This is a genomic window from Deltaproteobacteria bacterium, assembly GCA_026388415.1.
Lineage (GTDB): Bacteria > Desulfobacterota > Syntrophia > Syntrophales > JACQWR01 > JAPLJV01.
In genome coordinates, this window is sequence record JAPLJV010000035.1 from 1 (window position 1) to 26,922 (window position 26,922).

Annotated in this window: 24 protein-coding genes; 16 read left to right on the top strand and 8 right to left on the bottom strand. The window is 53.5% G+C overall.

Features of this window, described 5'->3' with window-relative positions; all coding sequences use genetic code 11:
- Window positions 1-422 precede the first annotated feature (422 nt).
- On the bottom strand, window positions 423-1,598 hold the full coding sequence (locus NT140_07380; protein ID MCX5831695.1) for an ISNCY family transposase: 1,176 nt from the start codon (window positions 1,596-1,598) through the stop codon (window positions 423-425).
- Window positions 1,599-1,955: 357 nt separating this feature from the next.
- Here NT140_07380 and NT140_07385 point away from each other — a divergent pair, with 357 nt between their 5' ends.
- Window positions 1,956-2,426, top strand: coding sequence for a histidine phosphatase family protein (locus tag NT140_07385; GenBank protein ID MCX5831696.1), 471 nt, complete (start codon window positions 1,956-1,958; stop codon window positions 2,424-2,426).
- A gap of 380 nt (window positions 2,427-2,806) precedes the next feature.
- Complete coding sequence (locus NT140_07390; GenBank protein ID MCX5831697.1) at window positions 2,807-4,039, top strand: MFS transporter; 1,233 nt, start codon at window positions 2,807-2,809, stop codon at window positions 4,037-4,039.
- 462 nt (window positions 4,040-4,501) lie between these two features.
- Here NT140_07390 and NT140_07395 read toward each other — a convergent pair whose 3' ends face one another.
- A complete protein-coding gene (locus NT140_07395; protein MCX5831698.1) occupies window positions 4,502-4,849 on the bottom strand; it encodes a DUF1284 domain-containing protein in 348 nt (115 codons plus the stop codon).
- Window positions 4,850-5,351: 502 nt separating this feature from the next.
- The gene (locus tag NT140_07400) at window positions 5,352-5,609 is read right to left on the bottom strand and encodes a hypothetical protein (GenBank protein MCX5831699.1); all 258 of its coding nucleotides are present in this window, start codon (window positions 5,607-5,609) and stop codon (window positions 5,352-5,354) included.
- Window positions 5,610-5,839: 230 nt separating this feature from the next.
- On the opposite strand from NT140_07400, the gene NT140_07405 reads away from it, so the two are divergent.
- From NT140_07405 to NT140_07420, 4 genes are read left to right on the top strand one after another with little or no spacing between them, the layout of a single operon-like run.
- Window positions 5,840-7,057, top strand: a complete 1,218-nt coding sequence (locus tag NT140_07405) for an efflux RND transporter periplasmic adaptor subunit (GenBank protein MCX5831700.1) — start codon at window positions 5,840-5,842, stop codon at window positions 7,055-7,057.
- Complete coding sequence (locus tag NT140_07410; GenBank protein MCX5831701.1) at window positions 7,058-7,753, top strand: ABC transporter ATP-binding protein; 696 nt, start codon at window positions 7,058-7,060, stop codon at window positions 7,751-7,753. It abuts the gene before it with no gap.
- Window positions 7,740-8,897, top strand: a complete 1,158-nt coding sequence (locus tag NT140_07415) for an FtsX-like permease family protein (protein MCX5831702.1) — start codon at window positions 7,740-7,742, stop codon at window positions 8,895-8,897. The genes NT140_07410 and NT140_07415 overlap by 14 nt, the downstream gene beginning before the upstream one ends.
- Entirely contained in the window at window positions 8,898-10,064 is a 1,167-nt protein-coding gene (locus NT140_07420) for an ABC transporter permease (protein MCX5831703.1), read from the top strand.
- A gap of 20 nt (window positions 10,065-10,084) precedes the next feature.
- Here the strand turns inward: NT140_07420 and NT140_07425 are convergent, their stop codons facing one another.
- The gene (locus tag NT140_07425) at window positions 10,085-10,360 is read right to left on the bottom strand and encodes a type II toxin-antitoxin system mRNA interferase toxin, RelE/StbE family (GenBank protein MCX5831704.1); all 276 of its coding nucleotides are present in this window, start codon (window positions 10,358-10,360) and stop codon (window positions 10,085-10,087) included.
- Window positions 10,361-10,363: 3 nt separating this feature from the next.
- Window positions 10,364-10,627: a prevent-host-death protein gene (locus NT140_07430; protein ID MCX5831705.1), complete on the bottom strand. Its 264-nt coding sequence runs from the start codon at window positions 10,625-10,627 to the stop codon at window positions 10,364-10,366.
- A gap of 168 nt (window positions 10,628-10,795) precedes the next feature.
- Here NT140_07430 and NT140_07435 point away from each other — a divergent pair, with 168 nt between their 5' ends.
- The 3 genes from NT140_07435 (at window position 10,796) to NT140_07445 (ending at window position 14,021) form a co-directional block, all read left to right on the top strand.
- Window positions 10,796-12,601: an SUMF1/EgtB/PvdO family nonheme iron enzyme gene (locus NT140_07435; protein MCX5831706.1), complete on the top strand. Its 1,806-nt coding sequence runs from the start codon at window positions 10,796-10,798 to the stop codon at window positions 12,599-12,601.
- 159 nt (window positions 12,602-12,760) lie between these two features.
- A complete protein-coding gene (locus tag NT140_07440; protein MCX5831707.1) occupies window positions 12,761-13,111 on the top strand; it encodes a nuclear transport factor 2 family protein in 351 nt (116 codons plus the stop codon).
- Window positions 13,112-13,142: 31 nt separating this feature from the next.
- Window positions 13,143-14,021 carry a DUF4384 domain-containing protein gene (locus tag NT140_07445; GenBank protein ID MCX5831708.1) on the top strand — a complete coding sequence of 293 codons (879 nt, stop codon included), beginning with the start codon at window positions 13,143-13,145 and terminating at the stop codon, window positions 14,019-14,021.
- A 22-nt stretch (window positions 14,022-14,043) separates the two neighbouring features.
- On the opposite strand, the gene NT140_07450 is transcribed toward NT140_07445, so the two are convergent.
- Window positions 14,044-14,478, bottom strand: coding sequence for a hypothetical protein (locus NT140_07450; GenBank protein MCX5831709.1), 435 nt, complete (start codon window positions 14,476-14,478; stop codon window positions 14,044-14,046).
- Window positions 14,475-16,421, bottom strand: coding sequence for an acetoacetate--CoA ligase (locus tag NT140_07455; GenBank protein ID MCX5831710.1), 1,947 nt, complete (start codon window positions 16,419-16,421; stop codon window positions 14,475-14,477). The genes NT140_07450 and NT140_07455 overlap by 4 nt, the downstream gene beginning before the upstream one ends.
- A 180-nt stretch (window positions 16,422-16,601) precedes the next feature.
- Here NT140_07455 and NT140_07460 point away from each other — a divergent pair, with 180 nt between their 5' ends.
- Window positions 16,602-18,122: a CoA-acylating methylmalonate-semialdehyde dehydrogenase gene (locus NT140_07460; protein ID MCX5831711.1), complete on the top strand. Its 1,521-nt coding sequence runs from the start codon at window positions 16,602-16,604 to the stop codon at window positions 18,120-18,122.
- A 31-nt stretch (window positions 18,123-18,153) separates the two neighbouring features.
- Here the strand turns inward: NT140_07460 and pcnB are convergent, their stop codons facing one another.
- A complete protein-coding gene (gene pcnB, locus NT140_07465) occupies window positions 18,154-19,509 on the bottom strand; it encodes a polynucleotide adenylyltransferase PcnB (GenBank protein MCX5831712.1) in 1,356 nt (451 codons plus the stop codon).
- 214 nt (window positions 19,510-19,723) lie between these two features.
- Here pcnB and NT140_07470 point away from each other — a divergent pair, with 214 nt between their 5' ends.
- The 6 genes from NT140_07470 to NT140_07495 all read left to right on the top strand — a co-directional run bounded on the left by NT140_07470 (window position 19,724) and on the right by NT140_07495 (window position 26,921).
- Window positions 19,724-20,113, top strand: a complete 390-nt coding sequence (locus tag NT140_07470) for a FixH family protein (GenBank protein ID MCX5831713.1) — start codon at window positions 19,724-19,726, stop codon at window positions 20,111-20,113.
- Between the two features lie 4 nt (window positions 20,114-20,117).
- Window positions 20,118-21,449: a TolC family protein gene (locus tag NT140_07475; protein MCX5831714.1), complete on the top strand. Its 1,332-nt coding sequence runs from the start codon at window positions 20,118-20,120 to the stop codon at window positions 21,447-21,449.
- Window positions 21,446-22,690 (top strand): efflux RND transporter periplasmic adaptor subunit, encoded by a 1,245-nt coding sequence (locus tag NT140_07480; protein MCX5831715.1) that lies wholly within the window; start codon window positions 21,446-21,448, stop codon window positions 22,688-22,690. Before NT140_07475 ends, NT140_07480 begins: the two co-directional genes overlap by 4 nt.
- A gap of 4 nt (window positions 22,691-22,694) precedes the next feature.
- Window positions 22,695-25,874: a CusA/CzcA family heavy metal efflux RND transporter gene (locus tag NT140_07485; protein MCX5831716.1), complete on the top strand. Its 3,180-nt coding sequence runs from the start codon at window positions 22,695-22,697 to the stop codon at window positions 25,872-25,874.
- A gap of 44 nt (window positions 25,875-25,918) precedes the next feature.
- A complete protein-coding gene (locus NT140_07490; GenBank protein MCX5831717.1) occupies window positions 25,919-26,644 on the top strand; it encodes a hypothetical protein in 726 nt (241 codons plus the stop codon).
- 124 nt (window positions 26,645-26,768) lie between these two features.
- Window positions 26,769-26,921: a hypothetical protein gene (locus NT140_07495; GenBank protein ID MCX5831718.1), complete on the top strand. Its 153-nt coding sequence runs from the start codon at window positions 26,769-26,771 to the stop codon at window positions 26,919-26,921.
- The last annotated feature ends 1 nt before the right edge of the window (window position 26,922 follow it).

Below are 26,922 nucleotides of genomic sequence, written 5' to 3' on the forward strand. Positions count from 1 at the left end.
GAACGCCTTCCCCAGAATTTTTCCTTCGCTATCCCTTGGATCGCAGATTTCCATAACGTGATAATGTTGAAATGAATACTATTAATCTACAGACTATAGTGTGCTTCTCTCATTTTTTTGATTATGATCAAGAAGGGTACTCCATTTTCTCCTCTTCATGCTCCTGAGTCAAGGAGAGGGTCGTTGAGCCGCTTTTACGAAGTCGTCAATGTCGGAGGGAAAGCATCCTTTGTCATGATTCCACGGTATCCCACAGGTGTCCCTTTCGTGTTGAAAATTTTTCTGTCAAGAGCAAATAGAATTGTCCGGTTTTGTAGCAAATGAGTTGTCCGCTTTTTCTGTTCTTCAAAAGGGATCTATTTTGAGAGCAGGAGGTGAGCGGCGGATGTTCGCTTTCCTCGCCAGTTATTTTTGTGCAGGAGTTATGCCGCCTTTTTAGTTGTTATTTCCATGAGTTTCCCTTGTTTGTCATAATCGGCCAGTTTTCGCGGGCCGTGGAAGATGGATAGGGATCCATCCGGATACCGATGGATCACCACCCTGACCCTGACGTAATGACAGCGGTATTGGTTCGCTGGAATCTGGAGTTTCATTCCTTTAAAACTGACGCAGTTGTCGGCACTGACCGTCCGTTCATCTTGTTCACAGAGGATGTCATCAAGATTTTCCCCCTTCCAAGGGACAAACGCTGACCCGTCTTCAAGGGGCGGCTGTATGAACTCGGCGTTGAACGCGGGGAGATACACCTTGGTCAAATAAATGTTGGCGGCATTTATGTCTGTGATTCCATGAAAATCCAACTCCTTGACAAGCCGGTCTTGATGAGTCTCAAAAGCCCTCTCGCTACGGCCTCGCGCCTCAGGAGAATAGGCCGCGATCATTTGAATCCCCAAGTGTTTCATGGCACGGCCAAACTGAGTCAGCTGCGTTTTGCTGACCTTCCCCCCTTCCTTGGGCGTGTACCAGTAATGACTCCCCCGGTCCGTGTACAGGGAACTGAACAAGCCCTTTTGAACAATCACATCCCGAGCCCCTTGAAAACTGCTATCCGTCCCTTCCTCCTCAACAAAAAACATCGAGTAATGCTCGCTGGTCGCGTCATCCATCGTCACGATCAGATCCCATTTTTTCCCAGGTACCCATTCATGCGTGCTCCCATCCTGATGCAGCATCATGCCAGACAGGGGGGCTCGTTCCCGCCGCTTACGATGTGCTCCCCGCTTGGCCGATATAGAAACCAAACCTCGCGACTGAAGCGTGTTTTTAACCCATGTGTAACTGCGCACGCCTCCATCACGTCGATACCAACTGTAAAAATGCTTCACATTCCAACCCCGGTGCCGGCTCGCGTAATGCTCCGCGACGGCCATCACTTCATCTACAGGGGCGCGATGAAATGATGCCTGCGTCAGGCGCTTGTCCGACAAACCCGATATCCCGGCCTCTTCGTACCGATCAATGTACCGACGAAACGTCCGATCACATACCCCCAAAATCCGAGCCGCTTCTTCCTGGTTCAAACGACTCTCACTCCATCCTAAATAAACCTCCTCAAATCGCATCTTCCGGATCTCCTGTAGCACCTCTGTCCGTCGCATCCGTCACCTCCAGCGGTGACCATAACAAACCGGACAGATTGTGTGCTACAAACCGGACATATCATTTGCTCCTGACATTTTGTGTTTTTTTGTTGACCGCTTGACTGAAAGTGCTAGACTGAACATGGATGCATAGAATTCATGTGAGAAAAAACGCTCCGGATGCTGGGCATGGTTGTTTGAAGAAGGCGGCCAAGGCAATAGACGCAAAGCTCTTCGCCAAAGCCCTGGAAACTGATTATCGAGTGTTTCTGTAAAATAATTTATTTGGGAAGTGTCCCGGATTTCATCAACAGGAATATCAGATAGGGGTGACGACGATCAAGGAGTATGGGCTGGAATCGGAGATATGCAACTTTGAAAACGATATATCTTTTACGGCACGCCAAGGCAAATGCCGGCTTGAATGATCTGGAGCGGGATCTCTCGGCCAAGGGCCGCAGACAGGCAGAATGTATCGGCCAGTGGATGGGGGAAAACGGGATCATGCCGGACCGGATTGTCAGCTCGTCAGCGAAACGAACCACGGAGACGGCCAAGATATGCGCTGAGCAGGCCGGTTATCAAGGAAAAATCCGTTTTGCAGACGATCTCTACGACGCCCACAGCGACACCTATATTGATTTAATTGCCGGCCTCAACAACAAACATGATTCCATCATGGTCGTCGGGCATAACCCGGAAATATCCGCCGTGGTCACAGTATTAACCGGCAAACCGCTGACGATGCCGCCAGGCACGCTGGTCTGCATTGAGATTACGTCTGATCAATGGGTTGCCGCCAAAGATGGCAATGCCAGTTTGAAATGGGTTCAGCACCCTTTATAGAGGAAGTCCCCGGAATATCCCAGACAAGCAGCAGAATCGTCAAGAAGGCCGACTAATTAATCTGGGAAGTGTCCCTGGTTTTTTCCCGGCATCAATTATGAGCAAGGTGTATGACATTCTCGATGAACGACTGGGGAAAATTACGGGAGAGTTTATGGAAACATTCTGTGAAGGGAAATAGCTGAACAAAATGTTTCAATTGACGACTATTTGCCTTAATATAACGAGGTTCGAACAATCCGACTATGCAGGCGAAAAAGCACAACTCGTGGAGCTACACAGCGCACCATCAGGTCCTGATCCGAAGGATGAGGGATCGTGGCTGGAGCGGCCGCCCTCCCTCACCCAACCGGTTCGATTCACTGGCACCATGGATTGTAATCTTGGCTGGTGTGGCGGCAGCCTTACATGTTGGCAAATTGCCGCCGGCACTGCCTTTTTTGAAGGATGCGCTTGGCGTGACACTGATCCAAGCCGGATTCTTATTGTCCATGGTGCAGTTTGCCGGCATGACTTTGGGGCTTTGTGTAGGCTTAGCGGCAGATACTTTAGGGCGTAAGCGCAGCATGCTTTCTGGTTTGGCGGTGCTGAGTGTGGCGAGTACGTTGGGCAGTATGGCACAAAGTCCGCGGATGTTGCTTGTCCTGCGTGGGGCAGAAGGTTTGGGGTTTTTGCTTGTCATATTGCCCGCACCTGCATTGCTTCGTCAATTGGTAACAACCAATCAATTGAGCACGATGCTGGGCGTCTGGAGTGCTTACATGCCAATGGGAACGGCAACGGCTCTGCTCGTTGGTTCTTTATGGATCCCTGCTTTCGGGTGGCCGAGTTGGTGGATCTTATTTGCGTTGTTATCGGCCGTTATGGCTCTATGGATCGAACGGGTTGTGCCCTCTGATGAGCAACGTACACGGTGTGTGGCTTCGGTTCTGCCGACAGACACTGAGCCTGCGATCTTTTTGACTTGGTCACAGCGCCTCAAGGAAACTTTGGCAGCGCCTGGACCATGGCTGGTCTCATTGACGTTTGCTGTGTATGCCAGTCAGTGGTGGTCGGTAGTTGGATTCTTACCATACATTTACACCCAGGCAGGATTTTCAGGGGGTTTGGTGGGCATACTCACCGCATTTGCAGCCGCTGTCAATATTGTTGGCAACACTGCCTCAGGAAACTTGCTCAAACGCGGTGTTTCACCGATAACTTTGCTGATCTGCGGTTTTATGGCCATGACTGTGGGCAGCGTGTTGGCTTACGGTGCGTTTACATCAGATCAACCAATTTGGCGCTACGCCGGAGTGGTTTTATTTTCCATGTTTGGCGGCTTGGTTCCTGGCACTTTATTCTCTCTTGCAGTACTTTTATCTCCTCATGAGCACGACGTCTCCACGACAGTGGGTTGGATGCAGCAATGGTCCGCGATAGGCTCCTTTGCGGGTCCACCGGTAGTGGCTTGGGTGGGTGCTTGGGCCGGCAGTTGGCAGTGGACGTGGGTATTTACAGGCATTTGCAGTGCGGTGGGAATCGGCTTATCTTGCAAGATTGCGAATGTAATTCGGTCCAAGGTAACTGATGGCAACAGCCATCTCTATTATTGCGCCGGCAAGAACTCATGACCGAACACAGGCGCTGAGCGCCTTGAAATTGATGATCATTATGTGCGGCCAGATCTGAGGAAGCTGCTGAAGAGGGGCGATATACCGGTGGCCACCGGGAATTGAAGCGAGCAAAGTAATCCGGGCCAATCCGAACTGAATATCCACGCCACGCAGATTGGTAAGAAGCCGGTTCTAACCAGCGGGGAATTATGACGAAAATATAGTTCTGTTTTCAGCATATTTTGGCACACTTTATATTGGCGGTTGATATCTCAAATCAGGGGAGATGTAAGCCATTAGATTCACATGATATAACTTATAACTTATTGATAATATATAATATTACCGCTTGCTCAATGATTGCGCAATCCGGTAATAATTGACCTGTTTTCAATGGTTAGCATTTTTTTCAACAGAGTTATCAACAGTGGTTTCAACATTACTGTTGATACGCAAATTACCAATACTTGATAGCCGGAATTAAGGCAATTCAGAGGCAGCACAGCGTAATTTCCAGGGGCATTTTGTTTTACAGATGTTCAGTGGCACTTTTTCCCTAATCAGCATCAACCAATCGCCGGCCTTTTTAATCTCACCATAGCCTATTCCCAGGCCCTTCAAGATAATGCCATCCCATTTTCTTACCGCCTCTTCATTCCCCTCCGGGTTTTGGCAGCGTTCGTTCCGGCAATCCGGGCAAAATTGACAAACCTGGTCAACTCCTTCGATTACTTCCACCAAGGCATCAGGTTGACAAGTGAAGATGTCCTTCGCCTTTTGAGATTCATGATTATATTCCTCACCTCTGTGCGGGAATTTTACCTTCATAAATCTCCCGCAGAATATGTGATGAGGCCGATATCTTAATTTTTCCATAAAACCTTCAGCAATCGTATTGAAATCTGAAATCTGGTGACGCCATACCAGTTATTTTCGGAAACCAGTATGGTTTCCCCAGATTTCCAGATTTAAAAAACAGGTGCGCCAATTTCGTAGCAAAAAGGGCTCCGCCCTGTACCCGATAAAAGAAAATGATCAAAGAACCAAATGGCCAAATAGTCTATTTGCCAGAACGCACCGGGAGAGCCCGGTCTAAGTTGTCGCGAAACTGGCGAAGCCAACTCCTGTCGCCATTGAAGAAATTGAAGAATGCAGCCTCGGAACCGCGTGTTTCAGAAGCCCAATGACCAGTACAAGTTAGACGAATCAAATCCGTTAAATGAACGTCATATCCACATGCAGGCTTATAAGTTTTAGCCTCATCATGCAACCCAGCCAGTTCGTCCTGAGTCGGCATCCGCCAGTCCGTATAACCGCCGCCACGGTAATTCTAGCAATGGTGCTTGGCACCTTGCCAGTTAATTTGCGATCCGTTGTCCTTCGCTGCCCACATCAGACCTGTCCGTGTGTCTATGACCGTCCCGTCGTCATAAGTGGTAAAGCGGCCGTCTTTGCCGATTTCCTTTCTGGCCAGCAATCTTGCCGCCATCTTGCTTGCTTCCTTGGCCGCTGCCTCTTCTTGCTGGAATTTCGTAAACTGAGCAATCTCAGTAAATATTTTTGGCTGCTCAAGACCAAATTCCCGCATTTCCTTCGTCCCCGCTCTAATAAGTCCAGCACTCTCAAGTGTTCTTTCGTGGTGTGATTGTACAACAGGGGCTGAAATAAATCATCTTTTTATTTAAGCTCACCGCAGGTCACGTTATGAACGATAGATACCTGACCCCATCTCTATGGAAAGAAAGGGGAAGGAGAATAATGGCAAATATGCTATAAGGCTACACGACATTATCAAACCGATCTCAGCAAAGGGCATATATGGCAAACGAAGATATCGCGAAACTGAAGATTGACAAGTCCGCAGCTTCAATCCGCCCCCGGCGGCGGGGGAAGCTGGTCCGCTGGCTGGGGGCGGCACTGGTTATCGCTGCGGTGGGATTTCTGTATCTTACGGGGGTTCTTGCCCCTGCCGTGCAGGTGGAAGTTGCCACGGTATCATCGGTGTATCCTTCCCAGACCTTTACCCTCCTGAATGCCAGCGGCTATGTGGTTGCCCAGCGCAAGGCCTCGGTTTCCTCGAAGATTACGGGGCGTCTGATCTCTCTGATGGCGGAAGAGGGAAGCAGGGTGAAAAAGGGGGCCGTGATTGCCCGCCTGGAAGGTGAAGACATGGTTGCGGTTCGCGACCAGGCGGCCGCCAATCTGAATGTCGCCCGCTTTACCCTCGATCAGGCCGGTGCCGAGTTGCTCGATGCGACACGCTCCTATAATCGCAGCAAGGAATTGTTGGATAAGGGGTTTATTGCCAAGGCTGATTTTGAAGTAGCCGACGCACGGCAAAAGCGTGCTGCGGCCGCCGTAGCAGGAGCGGAAGCGGCCATCAAGGCCAATGCCGCCGCGCTCAGGAACGCCGAGATCCAAATGGATAATACGCTGCTCCGGGCGCCCTTCGATGCCGTGGTTTTGACCAAGAACGCCGATGTGGGTGATATCGTTACTCCTCTGGGGTCGGCTGTCAGCGCCCAGGCTTCCGTCTTTACCATCGCCGACATGGGCTCGCTCATGGCCGAGGTTGATGTCTCGGAGGCCAATATCGAACGGATAAAGGTGAGCCAACCCTGCGAGGTCGTGCTCGATGCACTGCCGGAGACCCGGTTCCGGGGGGTTGTCCACATGGTGGTGCCGACGGCGAACCGGTCCAAGGCGACGGTCCTCGTGAAGGTGCGCTTTTTGAACCCGGATAGCCGTATCCTGCCGGAGATGAGTGCGCGGGTGGCCTTCCTCTCCCGGGAGGTGAAGGCGGCCGAGCAGAAACCGCGGTTGGCGCTGAATCCGGCGGCCGTTATAAACCGTCAGGGCAAGGATACGGTTTTTGTCATCCGGGACAGCCATGCCGTCGAAACCCCCGTGCAACTGGGAGGCCGGATCGGCGAGGTGACAGAAGTAATGACCGGTCTCAAGGCCGGCGATAAGGTAGCTGTTAAGCCTTTAGGCAAGCTGAAGAACGGAATCAAGATCAAGATAGCCGAGCCATAAATGGAAAATGCCACTCCTCCCCTAGTCGTGATCAAAGACCTGATCAAATCCTATCATCGCGGCAGCCAGATTATCCCGGTACTTAACAATATCAGCCTGTCCATCGCAGAGGGAGAATTTTTGGCCCTCATGGGCCCCTCGGGCTCGGGCAAGAGCACGCTCCTCAATCTCGTTGCCGGTCTCGACAAGCCTGATTCCGGCAGCATCGTCATCGGCGGGGTGGATATCACCTTGCTCACGGAGGCCGAACTGGCCCGGTGGCGCGCCGCGAGCGTCGGTTTTATCTTCCAGTTTTATAATCTTATCCCCGTTTTGACGGCTTTCGAAAATGTCGAACTTCCCCTGCTGCTGACCTCGCTATCGCGCCGGGAAAGAAAAGAACATACCGAGATGGCCCTCGAAGTCGTCAATCTGACCGACCGGATGGATCATTACCCGGGCCAGCTTTCGGGAGGCCAGCAGCAACGGGTCGCCATCGCACGTGCTATCGTGCCGGACCCGACAATTCTCGTGGCGGATGAGCCGACGGGCGATCTGGACAAGATTTCCGCACTGGAGATCCTGGCGCTGATGGAGCGGTTAGTGCAGGAACTGGGCAAGACCATCATCATGGTGACCCATGACCCCCGCGCCGCCGAAAAAGCCCATGTAATCAGAGAGTTGGAAAAGGGCGTTTTGAACAATGTTCATCCTTAAGATCCTCCTGCGGAATGCCTTCCGCCACAAACTGCGCACCACTCTCACCATCATCGGCGTTGCGGTCGCCATCACCGCCTTCGGCCTGCTCCGCAGCCTCGTGGAACTCTGGTACCTGGGTGCCGAACGCTCTTCCGCGACACGCCTGATAACGCGCAATGCCATTTCCCTCGTCTTCCCCATGCCGATCTCATACGGCGAAAGAATCCGTCAGGTGCCGGGGATCAAGGAGGTGTCTTACGGAAACTGGTTCGGGGGAATTTATATAGACGAAAAACACTTCTTCGCCAACTATGCGGTAAACCCCAAAACCTACCTCCGTCTCTATCCGGAATTCATACTGCCTCCCGATCAGAAGGCCGCCTTTATCCGCGACCGGAAGGCCTGCATCGCGGGGCGAAAGCTGGCAAACCTTTATGGCTGGAAGATCGGTGATACGATCTCGCTGCGGGGGACGATATTCCCGGGTCAATGGGAATTTGTGCTGCGCGGCATCTACCGGGGCGCAGAGAAGAGTACGGAGGAGCGCGTCCTGATGTTTCAGTGGGACTATCTGAACGAGACTTTGAAACACACCGTACCGCAGCGGGCAGACCAGGTGGGATTTTTCCTGATCGGCGTGACCCGTCCCGATCTGGCTGCGGAGGTGGCAGTGGCGGTGGACGGCATGTTCAAGAACTCATTGGCCGAGACGCTGACGGAGACCGAGCGGGCCTTCAACCTGGGATTTATTGCCATGACCGAAGCCATCCTGATTGCCATCCAGATCGTCTCCTACATGATAATCGTGATCATTATGATCGTGGCCGCCAACACCATGGCCATGACGGCGCGGGAGCGGATGACCGAGTACGCCACGCTGAAGACCCTGGGATTCGGGGCCTCTTACATAGCGGCCATCGTGTTCGGCGAATCGCTGGTCATTGCGCTGACCGGGGGCGTGATCGGGGTGCTGCTCACCTTCCCCGGCGCCCACTGGATCGAAAGTGAGCTGAGCCAGTTTTTCCCCGCCTTCATCGTCTCGCGGCTCACCGTATCCATCGAGTTTTTAGCTGCTGTTATCATCGGAACGGTGGCCGCGATCTTTCCGACCTGGCGGGCCGCGACTATCGGCATCAGCGAGGGTCTGCGGAGGGTCGGGTAAATGGGCATCCCCTATTCCTACAGTTTGAGGAATCTCTGGACCCGGCGGCTGACAACAGTTCTGACAGCTTCAGGCATGGCGCTTGTTGTATTTGTCTTTGCCGCCACCCTAATGCTGGCGGAGGGGCTCCGGAAAACGCTGGTTGCCACTGGTTCCTCCGACAACGCCGTCGTGATTCGCAAATCCTCCAATGCCGAAGTCCAAAGCGCCGTTGAGCGCTTGCAGGCATCTATCATCGAGAGTCAGCCGGAAGTTGCCATATCCGATGACGGGCAGCCGTTACTCGCGAAGGAACTGGTCGTGCTCATTAATCTGCCCAAGCGAGCCAACAATAAACCGGCGAATGTGGTGATCCGGGGCATATCGTCGCGCTCCCTCCTGCTCCGGCCGCAGGTAAAATTGAGCGCCGGACGTATGCCCCGGTCAGGTTCCGCCGAGGTGATATCGGGGAAGAGCATCGCCCAGCGCTTCCAGGGCGGTGGAATCGGCGAGACGGTGCGCTTTGGCATGCGCAACTGGACTGTGGTAGGAACATTCGACGCGGGCAATACTGGTTTCAGTTCGGAAATCTGGGGGGACGTGGAGCAACTGATGCAGGCCTTCCGGCGGCCGGTCTATTCATCGGTGATTTTCAAATTGCGTGATCCGCAGGAATTTGAAAAATTCAAAACCCGTGTAGAAAGCGACCCCCGGCTCACCGTGGAAGTGAAGCGGGAGAAAACATTTTATGAGGAGCAGTCCGAGGTAATGGCGAAATTCCTGCGCATTCTGGGCCTTACTCTGACCATCACCTTCTCCTTAGGAGCAGTCATCGGCGCCATGATTACGATGTATGCCGCCGTGGCCCAGCGGGTGATGGAGATCGGCACGCTGCGGGCCATCGGTTTCCAGAGGCGGAGCATCTTGTCGGCCTTTGTGCTCGAATCTCTCTTCCTCGGCCTGATCGGCGGCGGTGTCGGTCTCTTGCTGGCGTCTTTCCTGCAACTGATCACGGTCTCCACAATGAACTGGCAGACCTTCGCCGAACTCGCCTTCAGCTTTACCCTCACAGCGAATATCGCCGCGAAGTCTCTGGCCTTCGCACTTGTAATGGGGCTTATCGGCGGTTTCCTGCCCGCAGTCCGTGCCGCCAGAATGAATATTATAGACGCCTTGCGGGCGAGTTGACCTGCCTGCCTCAACCGGGGCTACCGATAGACCTCGTCATGACTGCCTACATCAAGCAGGATAATTTCCCGGTCGGAAACCAGAATGGTCAGGGTAATGCGGTAGTTGTAGGTGATGCTGACGGCCTGAACGCCTTTAATATTGCCCTTGAGCTGGTGATATTTCAGGTGCGGCGGGAATGGATCATTTTCGAGATCGCGAAGTATCGCGGCAAACTTATCCCGCAAATCAGGATGGCTTTTAGTGAATTTTTCGGCCGAGCGGGTGAAACCGGCAGTCCAAACGAGGGTATACATAGGCTAATCTTCCAACTTCAGTTCCTTAATCAGATCATCTGCCGTACCACGCTTGACCCTTCCGGCCTTGAGGTCCTCAAGTGATGCACGGACCCTGTTATAATAGGCATCCTGCTCCGCCACAATCAACTCCTGATAGCGCTCCTCTGATAGCACCACATACTGTGGCTGATTGTTGCGGATAACATGGATATCACCTTTGGCAATGAGATCATCCACCGCAGCAATACCTCGCCGCTTGATCTCCTGAGCTGGTATGGCATTCATACTTGGACTCCTTTTGATACTTTAATCAGTACGTAAATGCTACCATACCAAGCACCGATTGACAAGCAATGAATAGCACCACACTGTAAATAAACAATAGACATGTCAATACGATTGATGTAGATTTCGAATCCGAAATGAGGAACGAATTCGTGTGGGAGGTAACCCATGAAGAATCGCTTACTGATAGCCGTTATATGTTTTACGGCCTTGATGTTTCTCACCAGCACGGCGTTTGCCGCCGAGAAGCGCCGGGTGGAGGTTAAAGCCAAAAGCGCTTCCCAATCCGCCGAGCACCGGATCGCGCTGGTCATCGGCAACGCGAACTACCGCATCGGCGCCCTGCGGAATGCTGCCAATGACGCCCGTGCCATCGCGGCGGCCCTCCGGGAACTGGATTTCGAGGTGGATGAGCAGATCAATCTGAGTTATCAGGAGATGGGCCGGGCGGTCAACCGCTTCGGGCAGGGCATCCGCAAGGACAGCGTCGCCCTCTTCTACTATGCGGGGCATGGCCTCCAGGTACAAGGGAGCAACTACCTCGTGCCGGTGGATATGGAAATCCAGAACGAAGGCGAGGTGCAGTCAAACACGGTCAATGCGGGGCAGGTGCTCGCCAAGATGGGAGAGGCGAAAAACCCCGTAAACATCGTCATTCTCGATGCCTGCCGGGACAACCCCTATGTGCGCGGCTTCAAACGGTCGTCGGGCAATCGCGGTTTAGCGCCGATGAATGCACCGGTGGGTTCTTTCGTAGCCTACGCCGCCACGCCCGGCAAAACGGCCGGCGACGGCAAGGGGAAAAACAGCCTCTATACGGAATCCCTTATCCGGCAGATAAGAACGCCGGGAATGAAGATCGAAGACGTCTTCAAGCGGGTGCGCACGGAGGTGCGCAGCAAGAGCAAGGGCGGCCAGGTGCCTTCGGAGCGGTCGTCGCTGGAGGGGGATTTCTATTTTGCCAGAGGTAGTATGGTTGCAAAAGGGACTCCCGCTCCATCAGCAGTTAAAGAAACAGCGTCGGGAATGCTGACCGTCAAGAGCAATGTGAGCGGCGCCAAGGTCTATATTAACGGCGCTTATGAAGGCGATACGCCGCATACTGCCACCTTGAAACCCGGCGCCTATGCTATCATCCTGAAGAAGGCGGGCTATCCCGACGCCGCCGAAGAAGGAGTGCGCGTCGAGGCGGGCGGCGCCAATACGATCAGCATCGTCATGGAAAAACCCGCTCCGCCGTCGGCAGAGGCCCGAACGTTCACGAGTCCCACTTTGGGAGCAACATTTGCGCTGATACCCGCAGGGACGTTTACGATGGGATCGCCGGCCGGAGAGCCGGGCCGGTATGATAATGAGACGCAGCACCAGGTGACGATCAGCCGGCCTTTTTATCTGCAAACAACGGAGGTAACGCAGGGTCAGTGGCAACAGGTTATGGGGAATAATCCCTCTTATTTCAAGAAATGCGGCGCTGACTGCCCCGTAGAAAAGGTATCCTGGAACGATGTTCAGGAATTCATCCGGAAGCTAAATAGTATGGAGGGAACGGACAAATACCGTTTGCCCACGGAGGCCCAGTGGGAATATGCGGCCCGGGCGGGGACGCAAACACCTTTCAGTACGGGTGTCTGTCTTGCTACCGGCGAGGCCAATTACAATGGGAATTACCCTTTAGAGGGCTGCACCAAAGGAGAGTATCGCCAGAAGACGATGCGGGGGGGCAGCTTTGCACCCAATGCCTGGGGCTTGTATGACATGCACGGGAATGTCTTGGAGTGGGTTCATGACTGGTATGGTAATTACCCATCGGGCAGTGTAACCGATCCGGAAGGTCCCTCATCGGGTTCGGGCCGCGTCGGTCGCGGTGGCTCCTGGTTCTACAGCGCCAGGAATATCCGCTCCGCGTATCGCGACCGCGACTTTCCGGGCTACTCCTACAGCTTCCTGGGGTTTCGTCTCCTCAGAACACGTTAGTTTTTGGTTTTTCACCTTTTTACTTTTTGGAAGGGGGTATGGGGGGACTTTTGCCCCCAGCGGCGACATTTTTTTAATGAACGGTGCGTTGCAACGCACCCTGCATCTCTGCGTATCAATGTGGTAACGCACTGCAACCTGATTGGAAGGAGAAAATTAATGGAAACAAAACAGGTTATTACCAACTACCATAACGCTTGGACAAGCGGTGACATGAAAGCGGCACGCGCCTTCTTGGCCGATGATCTGGATTTTCAGGGAAGCATCGAAAGGTTTCAACGGGCTGACGACTTTGTCGGTGCACTGGCGATGTTCCAAAAGATGACCCGCCGGGTGAAAATGATCCATGCCTTTTATTCTGCCGGCGAAGCTGCATTACTCTATGATTGCGACACTATGAGTCCCGCCGGGGTGATCAGAACAGCCGAGTTCTTCACGGTTTCCGATGGCAAAATTACCTCCATCAAGCTCGTTTTTGATGCCACGGAACTGCGAAAACTTATGGGGTGATGCAACCCCGAAGGGAGGATACTATTTAACCATGAAAAAACTCCACCAAACCATCATCATCGCGGCCCTTGTTTTTTCAGCCCTTCACATTACTGCCGGCGCGCCTTATGCAGCCCAATCTTCGCTTACCGAGGCCGACGGCTATGCCTGCATGGGTGACGACAAATCGCGGAAGCAGACGGAACAGGCGGCGCTGGCTGAGGCGAAGAAGAATGCCGTGGACAAGACGGCGACCTACATCAAGAGCGAGTCAAAAGTAGAGGATTTTGTCCTCCAGAAGGATCTCGTGGAGGCCTACCAGAATGCCACCGTGAAGATCTTGCAGGAAGTCGCGAAGAGCTGGTACAAGGACGCCGCCACCGGGGATTGCTACAAGGTGAAGATCAAGGCCGAGGTCATCCCCGATGAGAAGGCCATGCAAAAAGCCTCTCAGGCAAAGAGTGTCACGGATAATCCCGCCGCGCCTTTGAAAGTGCAGCTCTGGGCGGATAAGCAGGCGTACCAGCAGCGTGAAAAGGTAAAAATTTACCTCAAGGGCAACAAGCCCTTCTACGCCCGTGTCCTCTACAAGGATGCATCGGGCAATCTCCTGCAGCTTCTTCCCAATCCTTTCCGGAGGGATAATTATTTTAACGGCGGGGTCGTCTATGAAATCCCCTCCGGCAATGACCGTTTCGAACTGGAGGTGACGCCGCCCTTCGGTCAGGAAGACATCGTCCTGTATGCCGGCACTGCGCCCTTGGGGGATATCAGCCTGGAAACTCAAGGGGATGTGTATCGCGTGGTGTCAAAACCGACCGATCTGCCGCTGTTGTCGCGAGGATTGAAGATTCAGACAAAAGATGGTGCAAAACAAACCGGCCCCGCGGAGTTTTCCGAAGAGAAATTGTCAATCAGGACGGGGAAATAAAGAAGTAGCAGTGGCAGGCAGGTTATTTTCTGCCTGCCTTTTCCAATTCTTCGTTGATGAACCATACTTTGATTTTATAGTAGCCGCAGAGACGAATTACATACTTCAGCTTTTCTTTATCCTCGTCTCTCTGCTCCTCCATAAATATAGCAATTGCGGGCTTTTTACCGGTTTCCTTCGCGTAGTGCAGGGCCTGGCCGATGGCTTCGTGAAACTTTTCCAGCCTGTCCACTTCAACGACGTATTCATCGGTTAAAAGATCAATCCGTCCGTATTTGACGGAAACCTCCATCTTGGCCCGGCCATGAAAATAGGCGTCGTTGAACGCAATTTGATAATCTTTTTCCGTCCGCAATGTTTGCTGTTGCGGCGCAGCGCAGGCAAAAATCAACAACAGCAGGGAAAGCATGCCCGCCGGGAAAAAGAATTTCATGATTGCGAATGTTTTACGAATCATAAAAGTTCCTGACGGTTTTTGAAGTTATCGAGAGAATCAGGATTGGCCAGGGCGTCCATATTTTTTACTTCCTGCCCGTGGATGATTTTTTTCACGGCCATTTCTACTTTCTCCCCGCTTAATGTATAGGGTATATCGGCGGTTTCCAGGATCACGGCCGGTACGTGCCGCGGGCTGCAATCGCCCCTTATTTGCTGATTAATCTTCCGCTTTAACTCTTCCGTCAACGCCTGATTGGCCGCCAATTTAACAAACAGGATAATCCGTTCATCGCCCTCGTATTGCTGCCCGACAGCCACGGAATCGCTGATTTCTTCCAGACTCTCGACAACCGGGTAAATCTCGGCGGTGCCGATACGGACTCCACTGGGATTCAAGGTTGCATCCGACCGTCCCAAAATGGCGATGCCGCCCTGCCGGCTGATCCGGATATAATCTCCGTGATGCCAAATACCGGGAAATGTCTCAAAATATGCATCATGATATTTTTTGCCGTCCGGATCATTCCAGAAATAAATCGGCATGGAGGGGAAAGCGGACTTGCAGACCAGCTCGCCCTGCCGATCAATGAGGGGATGGCCGCTTTCGTCAAAACAGTCCACGTCCATTCCGAGACCCTTGCATTGAATTTCTCCCCGATAAACGGGCAGGGTCGGGCTTCCCAGAACAAAACAAGAGATGATATCCGACCCGCCGGAAATGGAGGAAAGCTGGACATCGCGCTTCCATTTTTCATAGACGTAATCGAAGCTCTCATCGGCTAGAGTTGAGCCGGTGGAGGTTATGAGCTTCAACGCCGGGTAGGATGATATCTGGTTTGGAATTACCTCGATATCTTCCAGCGTGGCGATATATTTTGCACTGGTGCCGAAAATGGTAACACCAAGATCATCGGCCATCTTCAGCAGCGCATCCGACGTGGGATAGAAAGGATTGCCGTCGTAGCAGACGAACGTCGCCCCCACGGCAAGACTGCTGACTAACCAATTCCACATCATCCATCCGCAAGTGGTATAATAAAAAATGGTGTCCGCAGGCGTCAGGTTACAATGCAGCCGCAGTTCCTTTAAATGCTGAATCAGCGTGCCTCCGGCGGAGTGAACAATACTTTTCGGCAGGCCGGTCGTTCCCGATGAATACAGGATGTACAAGGGGTGGTCAAAGGGAAGCTGCTCAAAGCCCAGCGGTTCTTCCGTGGCCTGTGCCAGGTCTTCCCAGCTCAGGCATTTCGGCAGGGTGGAAATAGCCGCCGTTCCCGTGTAGCTGATAACGATAACATGTTCAATGGAGGGGAGCTTATCAATAATGCCGGCAAGTTTTTCCTGCGTATTTAAGATTTTACCTCTAAAATAATATCCGTCGGCAGCAAAAATTATCTTGGGCTCGATCTGACTGAAGCGGTCCAGCACGCCCTTGATGCCCAAATCAGGCGAATTGGATGACCATATCGCCCCTATTGAAGCTGCTGCCAGCATGGCGATAATGGCCTCCGGCATGTTGGGTATAAAGCCGGCTACGCGGTCGCCTTTTTTTACACCCAGTCTCTTCAATCCGGCCGCAATCAGGCGCACCTGATCGAAAAGTTCTGCGTAAGAGAGGCTTCTTCTCACCTTATTCTCACCCCAGAAGATGATGGCGGTATAATCGTCCCGACGCTGGAGGAGGTTTTCAGCAAAATTCAGACGCGCCTCTGCAAACCACTTAGCCCCGGGCATTTTGGCGGGATCATCCACAACTTGCTTGAATCCCGTGGAATGAATGATATCAGCATATTCCCAGAACTCACCCCAAAATTCGGGGATGTGATCAACCGTCCATTTATGTAAATCGTGATATTCCTGGAAATTGCATCCGAATTTTTTATTGATCCGCTGCATGAAATCGAACATCTGCGATTGCTGGGCAAGTATCTTTTGGGGTTGCCAAAGGATTTTGGATTGCATAGATATTTCCTCTCGTCGTAAGTTGAAAATCACTGTATGTATTTTAAGAGTTTGTATTGCATAACTCACAAAATCAGTCAATCATTGAGTAGAGCCGTTGGGAATTCTTGACAATGTTCTTCATTATTGGCATGATCCCACCGCTTGAATAGTTACCAATACCTTCAAAGGAGAAAACTGATGAATGGACCAAAACGGTTGAGATATTGTGTGAACAATGAGTGGTGTGAGTCCAAGACTACGAAGTACATGCCGGTGACGAACTCCAGTACGGGGGAGGTGATGGCGGAGGCGCCCTGCTGTACGGTGGATGAGGTCGAAAGCGCCGTGGCGGCGGCAAAGGCGGCCTTTCCGGGGTGGTCTTCTACCCCGATCCAGGACCGGATGGGAGTGATGTTCCGGTTCAGGGGACTTCTGGAATCCCATATGGATGAGTTGACGCTCTCCGTGGCGACGGAGTTGGGCAAGAATCTGGAGGAGGCCCGGGGGGACGTGATCAAATCAATGGAGGTGGTGGAGATGGCCTGCGGCGCCCCGATCCTGATGCAGGGCGACGCACTGATGAACATTTCCACCGGCCATGATACGGTAATGTACCGGGAACCCGTGGGGGTGTTTGCCGGGATCGTCCCTTTCAACTTTCCGGCCATGATCCCCTTCGGCTGGATGATCCCGCTGTGCATCACGCTGGGCAATACCTTTGTGCTGAAGGCGGCCAGCCTGACGCCGCAGACGGCCATGCGGGTCCTGAAGCTGCTCATTGAGGCAGGCATACCCAAAGGCGTCGTGAACCTGGTCACATGCAGCCGCAACGAGGCGGAACTGCTGCTGAAACATCCCGACATCCGGGGGATCTCCTATGTCGGCTCCACCTCGGTGGGGCTCCATATCTACGCCACCGCCGCGGCCCATGGCAAGCGTGTCCAGGCGCTCTGCGAGGCAAAGAATCATGGTCTGGTCCTGCGCGACGCCGCCCTGGAGCGGGCCGCCCTGGGAATCATCAACTCGACGTTCGGCTGCGCCGGGATGCGCTGCATGGCGCTGCCGTCGCTCTGTGTCGAGGATGCCTGCGCCGATGAGTTTCTCTCCTACCTGCTGAAGTTTGCCCGGCAGCGCAAAGTGGGTTGCGCCTACCATCCGGAGACGGAGCTGGGCCCCGTCGTTTCGGCGGAGCACAAGGAGTCCGTCATCAACTGGATTAACAAGGGTGTCGCGGAGGGGGCCGAATTGATTCTGGACGGTCGGAACGTCGTCGTACCCGGTTTTGAGAACGGTCACTTCATCGGTCCGACGATCTTCGACCATGTAAAACCAGGAATGTCTGTCGGGGACTCTGAAATCTTCGGTCCCGTGACCTGCATCAAGCGGGTGAAGGATTTTGAGGAAGGAATGGCCATCATGAACGGCAGCCGGTTCGCCAACGGCTCCTGCATCTTTACTCAGAACGGCTATTACGCCCGTGAGTTCGTACGGCGGACCCATGGCGGGATGGTGGGAGTGAACGTGGGCATTCCCGTGCCCGTTTCCTACTTTCCTTTCGCTGGACACAAAGACTCCTTTCTCGGCGATCTCCATGTGATGGGACGGGACGTGGTCGCCTTCTACACGGAATCGAAGTGTGTGACCAGCCGCTGGTTCAGTGAAGAGGACAAGAAGGAGACGAAGATAAGCACCTGGGAGGGCACCATCACGAGGAAGTGATCCCGTGTATGCCACCGTTAGATTTTTCTTTTTACTGCGGGATGCTAACTGCCCCTGTATGCGGAGCAGCAGGGCGACGTCTGCGTCGCCTCTTTCTCAGCCGTTTTGCCGGGGCTTCATCGGCGGGCGGTTCTGAACTGATTGCGGAAGGTACCTCTGAAAGGAAGGCGTCCCACCATTCCAGGGCGGCTCGATTTTCCCCTCTTGCCTCCGCAGCAAGGCGCAGGTATGCCAGGGCGTCTGCAAACCCGGGTCTGTTGACCATGACAGAGGGACGACGCGGTGGCTTTCTGTGCAGTGAGGGCTGCATGGCGAGGATACCGCGCAGTTGATTGCCGACCCGTCCGGGGATGCTCACAATCTGGCAGAACTCTTCCATGGCAACGGTGCATGCGGCATCCAAGGCCTGCTGGCGGGGGATACCGTCCCGGTGGTGGGCAAGCACTGCTTCTTCCAGGCTGGGACCGAAGAATGCGGCGCAGAAAAGCGCTGGAGATGGCGGTGTCCCGCATTGGCATAGCCGGTCGAGGCCTTCAAGATTTGCGTGCATGATGGTCAGGTGACGGCTGCTCCCACTGAGCCACTGACTGAGCCTGGGGAAAAGGGCCGCAAGAAGTCCACTATTGTCCAGGAGGCTGAAAACCGGTCGCGCAGCGCCAAGCAGGAAAAGTTTCAGTATCTCTTCGTAGAGCCTTCCCGGTGCAGCACGAGAAATAGTGGAGGACAGCTCACCAAGGATCTCCCACGTGGCCGGTTCGATGACGAGGTTGTGAGATGCGGCAAAACGAACGGCGCGGAGCATGCGCACCGGATCTTCCGTAAAGCGCACATAGGGGTCGCCGATGGGACGGATGAGCCGCTCGTGGAGGTCGTTCAGTCCGGTCGAGTAGTCAATTAGCGAAAAATCGGCGACATTATAGGCAAGGGCATTGATCGTGAAGTCACGGCGGACGGCATCCTCTTCCGGCGTGCCAAAGACGTTGTCTCGCAGAACCATTCCGTTCCAGTCCTTGAGGTGACGGGGCGGGCCGTTATTGGGACCTGGCTCTTCCAGGTCCGCTTCATCGGAGGGGGCGGCAGCCCGAAACGTAGAAACTTCCACGATTTCGTCCTGAAAGTGGAGATGAGCCAACCTGAAACGGCGGCCCACAAGACGGCAGTTGCGGAAGAGCCGTTTGATCTGACCGGGTGTGGCATCGGTGGCGATGTCGAAGTCCTTGGGGGTTCGTTCCAGGAGCAGGTCGCGGACACATCCCCCGACCAGGTAAGCAATGAAGCCGTGGTCACGGAGTCGGTAGAGGGTGCGCAGTACATTCGGGCTGATCTGCTTGCGGGAGATCCGGTGTTCCTGCCGGGGAATAATTCGAGGTTGCATGGTCTCCACCATAGCACACCCGGTGGAAAAAGCAAAATACCGTCGGCAGGAATTGGAAACCATGCCGGAGGCCTCTTGCGCCGCCTGATTGACGCAGTCAAAAAAAAAGGCTAGAATAGCCTGCATGATTCAGCCACCCCTGTTGCCGGTACTTTCTCCGGCAGTCTGGGGTGCGGCGGCTGCTCCTCTTCAGGATTTTAAATCAAGCAGACAAAGGAGAAAGAATATGAAAAGAGTGATTTTAGCAGGGATAATGTTTTTGTTGGTGGCCGGTGTCGCTGTGGCCAAGGACTTTGAGGTGACGAAGAAGGCAGGCGATTTCACCGTAATTGTAAAAATTGACAAGAATCCTCCAGTTACCGGTGAAAACAACATTTCTGTCGCCCTTAAGGATGCCGGTGGCGCCAATGTCAAAGATGCCAAAGTTAATATTGAATATTCGATGCCGGCTATGCCGGGGATGCCGGCCATGAGATACACGACCGATGGAGTGCCGAAGGGTGGCGTGTACCAGGCAAAACTGAACTTTTCCATGTCCGGGGCCTGGGATGTGGCCTTACGGATCACTCAAGGAGCGAAGAAAGCCCAGGCCAAGTTCAATATTGATGTGAGGTAGAAAAATGTCGAAAGGATGGGATGGTACGGCTTCAGTGCCGATCAGGGGGGTAGCGGCATCAGCATCCCTTTGGTTCTGTTTATTAATTATTGCAGTCGTGTCGTCCTTTGCCGAAGAGGGTACTGTAAGACTCCCTGATTTGATCCGGGAGGCGGTGAAAAACAATCCGGAAATTCACATCTCCGCGGCAAGAACGCAGGCCGCTGAGCACAGGATTCCCCAGGCCACAAGTCTGGCCGACCCCATGTTCATGATCGGCTACGAGAATGAAGGGACGAGCAACCCCTATACGTTCAACAGAGACGTAAACGGTATGCCTGCCGACTCCCGGTGGATGTTCTCTTATTCCCAGCAGCTTCCCTATCCGGGGAAACGTGCCTTAAAGGGAGAGATGGCCGCCCGGGATGCGGAAAATTTGAAGATATTGATTAATGCCGCCCGGTTGAACACCATCGTCCGGGTTAAGGAGCTCTACTACGATCTCTCCCTCGCCCATACCACGATTGACCTGCTGCGGGACAAAACAGCGCTTTTTTCCCGGGCTGAGGATGCAGCCCTGGCCCGATACGCCTCCGGGATGGCGCCACAGCAGGAGGTGCTGATGGCCCAGACGGAAAAGTACATGCTGCTGGAACGGGAAGAGATGGAGAAGCAAAAGATCAAGTCTCTGGAGGCGATGCTTAATGCCTCCCTGGGCCGTGATGGCAGCATCCCTCTCGGTGGCCGGCCCGAAAAAGCCATCGCTGTACTTTCTCCGAACAGTCTGGAAGAACTGATAAAAATGTCCTATGACCAGAACCCCCTGATAAAATCCAGGGAAAAGATGACCGCCGGAGCCGAGGCCAAAGTGCGGATGGCCAAGAAGGAGTACTATCCAGATTTCACACTCGGCGGCGCCTATTTTGGCAGAGGGGAGCAGTTCCCGGACATGTGGAATCTTACGGCAACTGTCAATTTGCCTATATATTACAAAAAGAAGCAGGAACAGGGTGTTCTGGAGGCGGAGGCATCTTTGCTAGAGACGAAGAGGGATGTGGAGGCAACGAAGCTGATGGTTGCATCTTCCCTGCGGGACAACCATGCCATGGTCAAGACGGCGGAGAAATTAATGGCTCTGTATAAAGACGGCTTGATTCCCAGGGCCTACCAGGATTTTGAACTGGCCCTGACCGGATATACAACGGGCAAGGTGGAAGCAATCACTGTCATCACGAGATTGAAGGCGCTTATTGATTACGAGCTGTTATATCAATTGCAATTCGTCCAGAGAGAAAAGGGCATCGCCAGGCTTGAAGCCATAGCGGGAATTATGGATTACGAAACGGGGGCAAAATGAAGCAAAGAAAAATTATTGTAATCGTAATCTGTCTGCTCGTGGCAGCCGGCGCGCTTGCTTACATTTTTAATCCCTGGTCAGGGAAAAATCTGGCGGCAAAGATCGGGATAGTCAATGGTGAAAAAGCAGCCCCGACGGCGCCATCAGGTCATCAGCATGGGAGTACCCCAGCCCCGGCGGAGACAGAGGTAAGTGTTGCGCAAACCGCCGCAGAAGCGCCGACCGTGGAAATACCGATGGACAAGCAAAAGCTCATCGGTCTCACGACCGTGAAAGCCGTGATAAAGCCTATGCAAAAGGTGATTAGGACGGTGGGCCGCATCGAGTATGATGAAAAAAAACTGGCCACGGTCAATACCAAGATTGAAGGGTGGATCGAAAAGCTCCATGTAGATTACACGGGCCGCTACGTAAAGAAGGGGGAACCGCTGGCCGAAATTTACAGCCCAGAACTGGTGGCAACCCAGAAAGAATTCTTAAATACCTTGCGGTGGGCGAGTCAGGGTAAAGATGTGAAAGACGAGCGGGTATCCCTGCTGATGACCAAAGACGCCGCGGTCATCCTGGAAGCGGCGAAAGAGCGGTTGAGGCTCTGGGACATCAGTGAAGAGCAGATAAATCTGATTGAGAAAACAGGGAAGCCCGTCAGGACGTTAGCCATCTACAGCCCCGTCAGCGGTTACGTCATTCAAAAGACGGCTGTGCAGGGAATGCGCGTGATGCCGGGGGAAAAACTATTCGATGTTGTTGATCTTGCTACCGTTTGGATCGTTGCGGATATTTACGAATACGAATTGCCGCTGATCAAGGTGGGGCAAATGGCCCGCATCGGTTTGAGTTATTTCCCAGACAAGGAATTTTCATCCCCGGTGGATTACATTTATCCTTCCTTGGCGGGCGATATCAGAACAGCCAAGGCGAGATTTACGATTCCCAATCCCGATGGTGTTCTGAAGCCCCAAATGTTTACCAATGTGGAAATCAAAATCAATCTAGGTAGCAGGCTGGCCATACCGACAGCGGCAGTCATTGATACGGGAGTAAGACAGATCGTTTATGTGGACAGGGGCGAGGGGAATTTTGAACCGCGGGAGGTAGTGCCGGGCTTGCGGTCGGAGGACATGGTGGAGATTATCCGCGGTCTCAGGGCCGGAGAGAAGGTGGCGGCCTCGGCCAACTTCCTCATTGATTCGGAGGCCCAGTTGAAGGGTGTTGCACCCTTGCCCCTGAGGCGCAAATAATAAGATGATTGCAAAAATAATCGAATACAGTGCACGGAATAAATTCATCATATTCCTGCTGATTGCGTCCCTGGCCATCTGGGGATACTGGGCCTTGCAGAAAACCCCGCTGGATGCCATTCCCGACCTGAGTGATACGCAGGTCATCATCTATACGGAATGGTCAGGCCGCAGCCCCGACCTGGTGGAAGACCAGATTACCTATCCCATCTCCTCCACGCTGCTCGCGGCGCCGAAGGTCCAGTTTGTCCGGGGGTTCTCCTTCCTCGGCAGTTCCTTCATCTATGTCATTTTCGACGAAGGCACCGACATCTACTGGGCCAGAAGCCGGGTGCTGGAATATCTGCAGGCCGTGAAGGCCAAGATTCCCACGGATGTCAATCCGGTGCTGGGCCCCGATGCCACGAGCGTCGGCTGGGGCTTTTCCTATGCCCTGGTTGACAAGACGGGGAACCATGACCTCTCTCAACTCCGTACCCTGCAGGACTACAACCTGAAATTGGCAATTGAAAGCGTGCCTGGGGTCTCCCAGGTCGCGAGTTTGGGAGGATTCGTCAAACAGTACCAGATCACTATTGATCCTAACCGGCTTCTTGCTTACAACATTCCGCTCATGGCGGTGCTGGAGGCCGTCAAAAAGAGCAACCGCGACGTGGAAGGCCGGGTTCTGGAATTTTCCGGCGTCGAATACATGATCAGAGGACGCGGCTACATTAAAGGGTTGAAGGACCTGGAGGGCATTGCCGTCGGCACGAACGGCCAGGGAACTCCCGTGCTGCTGAAGGATTTGGCAACGGTGCGGCTCGGCCCGGAGATAAGACGAGGCATTGCGGAGCTGGACGGCAAGGGCGAAGTGGCGGCGGGAATCGTCGTGGTGCGGTTCGGCCAGAATGTCCTTGACGTTATCGAACGGGTCAAGGAGCGGATCAAGAATGATATCGCCCCCAGCCTGCCCCAGGGGGTGGAGATCGTCACCACCTATGACCGCTCCGACCTGATTTCGCGGTCCGTGGATACCCTTAAGGATGAGATCATCAAGCTGACGATCGCCGTCAGTGTTGTCTGCATAGTGTTTCTCTTCCATCTGCCCAGCGCCCTCGTAGTCATTCTGACGTTGCCCATCGCGATCATCATCTCTTTCATCTGCATGTATTACCTGGGAATCACGTCCAACATCATGAGCTTGAGCGGGATTGCCATCGCCATCGGCGCCATGGTGGACGCCTCGATCATCATGGTGGAAAATGCTCATAAAAGACTGGAGGAATGGGAGGAACAGGGCAAGCCCGGCAACCGGACGGATGTTATCATCGAGGCCGCCAAAGAGGTGGGACCGTCGCTTTTCTTTGCGCTCCTCGTCATCAGCGTTGGTTTTCTGCCTGTTTTTACCTTGCAGGGACAGGCGGGAAGGCTCTTTAAACCCCTGGCCTATACGAAGACCTTTGCCATGCTCTTCGCTTCATTTCTGGCTGTTACATTGACTCCCATGCTCATGACTCTTTTTCTGCGCGGGAAGATTCAGCCGGAGGATAAGAATCCCATCATCGTTTTCCTCGGCAAGCTCTACCGGCCTCGGGTCGCCTTTGCCCTGAAATATCCGAAAGCCGTCATTGTCGCGGCGGTAATTATCATGGCCTTGACCGTTTATCCGATCATGAAACTGGGTTCGGAATTCATGCCGCCCCTCTACGAAGGCACGCTTTTTTACATGCCCGTGACGGTGCCGGCTGCTTCTATCACTGAGGTGTCCCAATTACTCAAACTTCAGGACAGCATCTTGAAGAAGATCCCCGAAGTGGCCCAGGTATTCGGCAAGGGAGGGCGGGCGGAAACAGCCACCGATCCGGCGCCGCTCGAGATGTTTGAGACGGTTATTAACCTCAAGCCGGAATCGGAGTGGCGTCAGGGGATGACCGTGGAGGCCCTGAAGAGCGAGATGAATGATGCCCTTTCCATACCCGGTGTGGCCAACTCCTTCACCATGCCGATCAAGGCGCGGATAGACATGCTCTCTACCGGCATCAGGACACCCGTGGGGATAAAGGTGCTCGGACCGCGCCTCGACGAACTGGAGAGGATCGGGAAAGATATCGAGCAAGCAGTAAAGGATGTTCCCGGCACCCGGAGCGCCTATGCGGAACGGGTAACGACGGGATACTTCCTCGATTTCGATATCAAACGCGAGGAGATTGCCCGCTATGGCCTCTCTGTGGATACGGTGCAAGAGGTCATTCAGGCGGCCGTGGGCGGGATGAATCTGACGACTACTGTTGAGGGAAGGCAGCGCTATCCCGTGAATGTGAGGTATGCGCGGGAACTGAGAAACGATATAGATAAACTGAAGCGGGTGCTGGTGCCAGTGACGATGTCTGCCTCGCCTGCCGGTGGGGAAGGGGTGGGCGGCTCTGCTGCCGGAGCTTCCCGGGGCCTCGTCCAGGTGCCTATGGGGCAGTTGGCGGATATCAGGATCGTCAAGGGCCCGACGGCGATCAAGAGTGAGGAGGGCATGCTGTCGTCTTACGTCTATGTGGATTTTTCCGGTCGGGACATGGGCGGTTACGTGGATGAAGCCAAGAAAAAGGTGGCAACGGTGAATATACCCGACGGCTACCGTTTGCAGTGGAGCGGCGAGTACGAGAATCTGGTGAAGACGCATGCCCGGTTAAAGGTGGTTATCCCGCTCACGGCCCTGCTGATCTTTGTGCTCATCTTTATCAACACCAATTCCATCACCAAGACGGTGATTGTCTTTCTGGCCGTCCCCTTCTCCCTCGTCGGTTCCTACTGGTTCCTCTACCTGCTAAATTACAACATGAGCATCGCCGTCTGGGTGGGGATGATAGCCCTGGCGGGATTGGATGCCGAGACGGGGGTCATCATGCTCCTCTATCTGGACCTGGCCCACGACCAGTGGAAAAAAGAAGGGAGGCTGAACAATATTGAAGATTTGAAGGACGCAATTTTGCACGGGGCAGTTAAGCGGGTAAGGCCGAAGCTCATGACCGTGGGAGTCATTCTCGCCGGTCTGATTCCGATCATGTTCAGTAATGGCGCCGGTTCCGACGTGATGAAGCGGATCGCCGCGCCCATGATCGGTGGTGTCATTACCTCTGAACTCCTCGAACTGACGGTATATCCTTCCATATATCTGATTTGGAAGAGAAGAGAGTTTAAAATCAAATAATTAGCATTAATACACATGATTAAAACGACAAGGAGGGCTTAGCGATGGCAGACTTAACGGAATACTTTAGATGCGGGATGAAGCACCGGCATTCCCGGAAGTGGTTCGGATATCAAACGGGATATCAAATGTGGTGCGTAGTTATCGTGGCGATAATGCTGGTGGGATGCGCGCCAGCCCTGTACAGCGTTGACATGAAGTATGTCCCTACCCGGAGCTTCCCCAAGACGCAGGGGGTTACACAACCCATCGCTCTGACGGTAGCCGCTTTCCAGGACGCGCGGAAGATAGCAGACAACATGCTGATCGGCCGGGTCATTAAACCGAATGGTGAGCAGATTCGCGTCCTGCCCAAGTTTGTCAAGCCTTCCCAGGCCGTCACGGAGCCGATCAAGGAGTTTTTCCGGCAGGCCGGCTACCGGGTAGCCACGGAAAGCCCGGCGTGGGATCTCCAGGAAGCGGGCATCAATAAAGGATGGGGACCGATTATCGTCGGCGGCAGCATAGACGAACTTGATGTCGTCTGCCAGAACTCGCTTACCGTCACAAAGTACCAGGCGAAGGTGAAACTAACCATCTATTTTGCCGATACGGTCACGGGTAAAATCTTCCATACCTTTACAGCAGACAGCAGTACGTCTCTCGATCATGTCCTCTTTTCCGAGGAAATGCTGGCAAAGCAGATCAACACTGCCCTCGCGGGCGCCATCGAAAAGTTTTTCGAGGGTCGGGACATGGCGAATATTATCAACAAGAGAGGCAATAAGTAATTATTCCTGGTTGATTGAAACAAAAGGAATAAAAAACATTGGGAAAGAAAATGGCGGTGCTGTATATTGGACGGACTTGTTGCCGGGGAGAAATGAATAACATGAATCGGGGCGGGCATCGCTTATGACAGAACCAAATGAAACATCGCATGACGAGAGCAATAATATGGACCTCAAAGGGCCTTCCGCCTGCCAGACCCTTCTGCAGTGCGGCGTGGAGAAAATCGTCCGGGGTGAGACCGACCTGATCGAGATGCTCAGCGTCTGCATAAAATGAA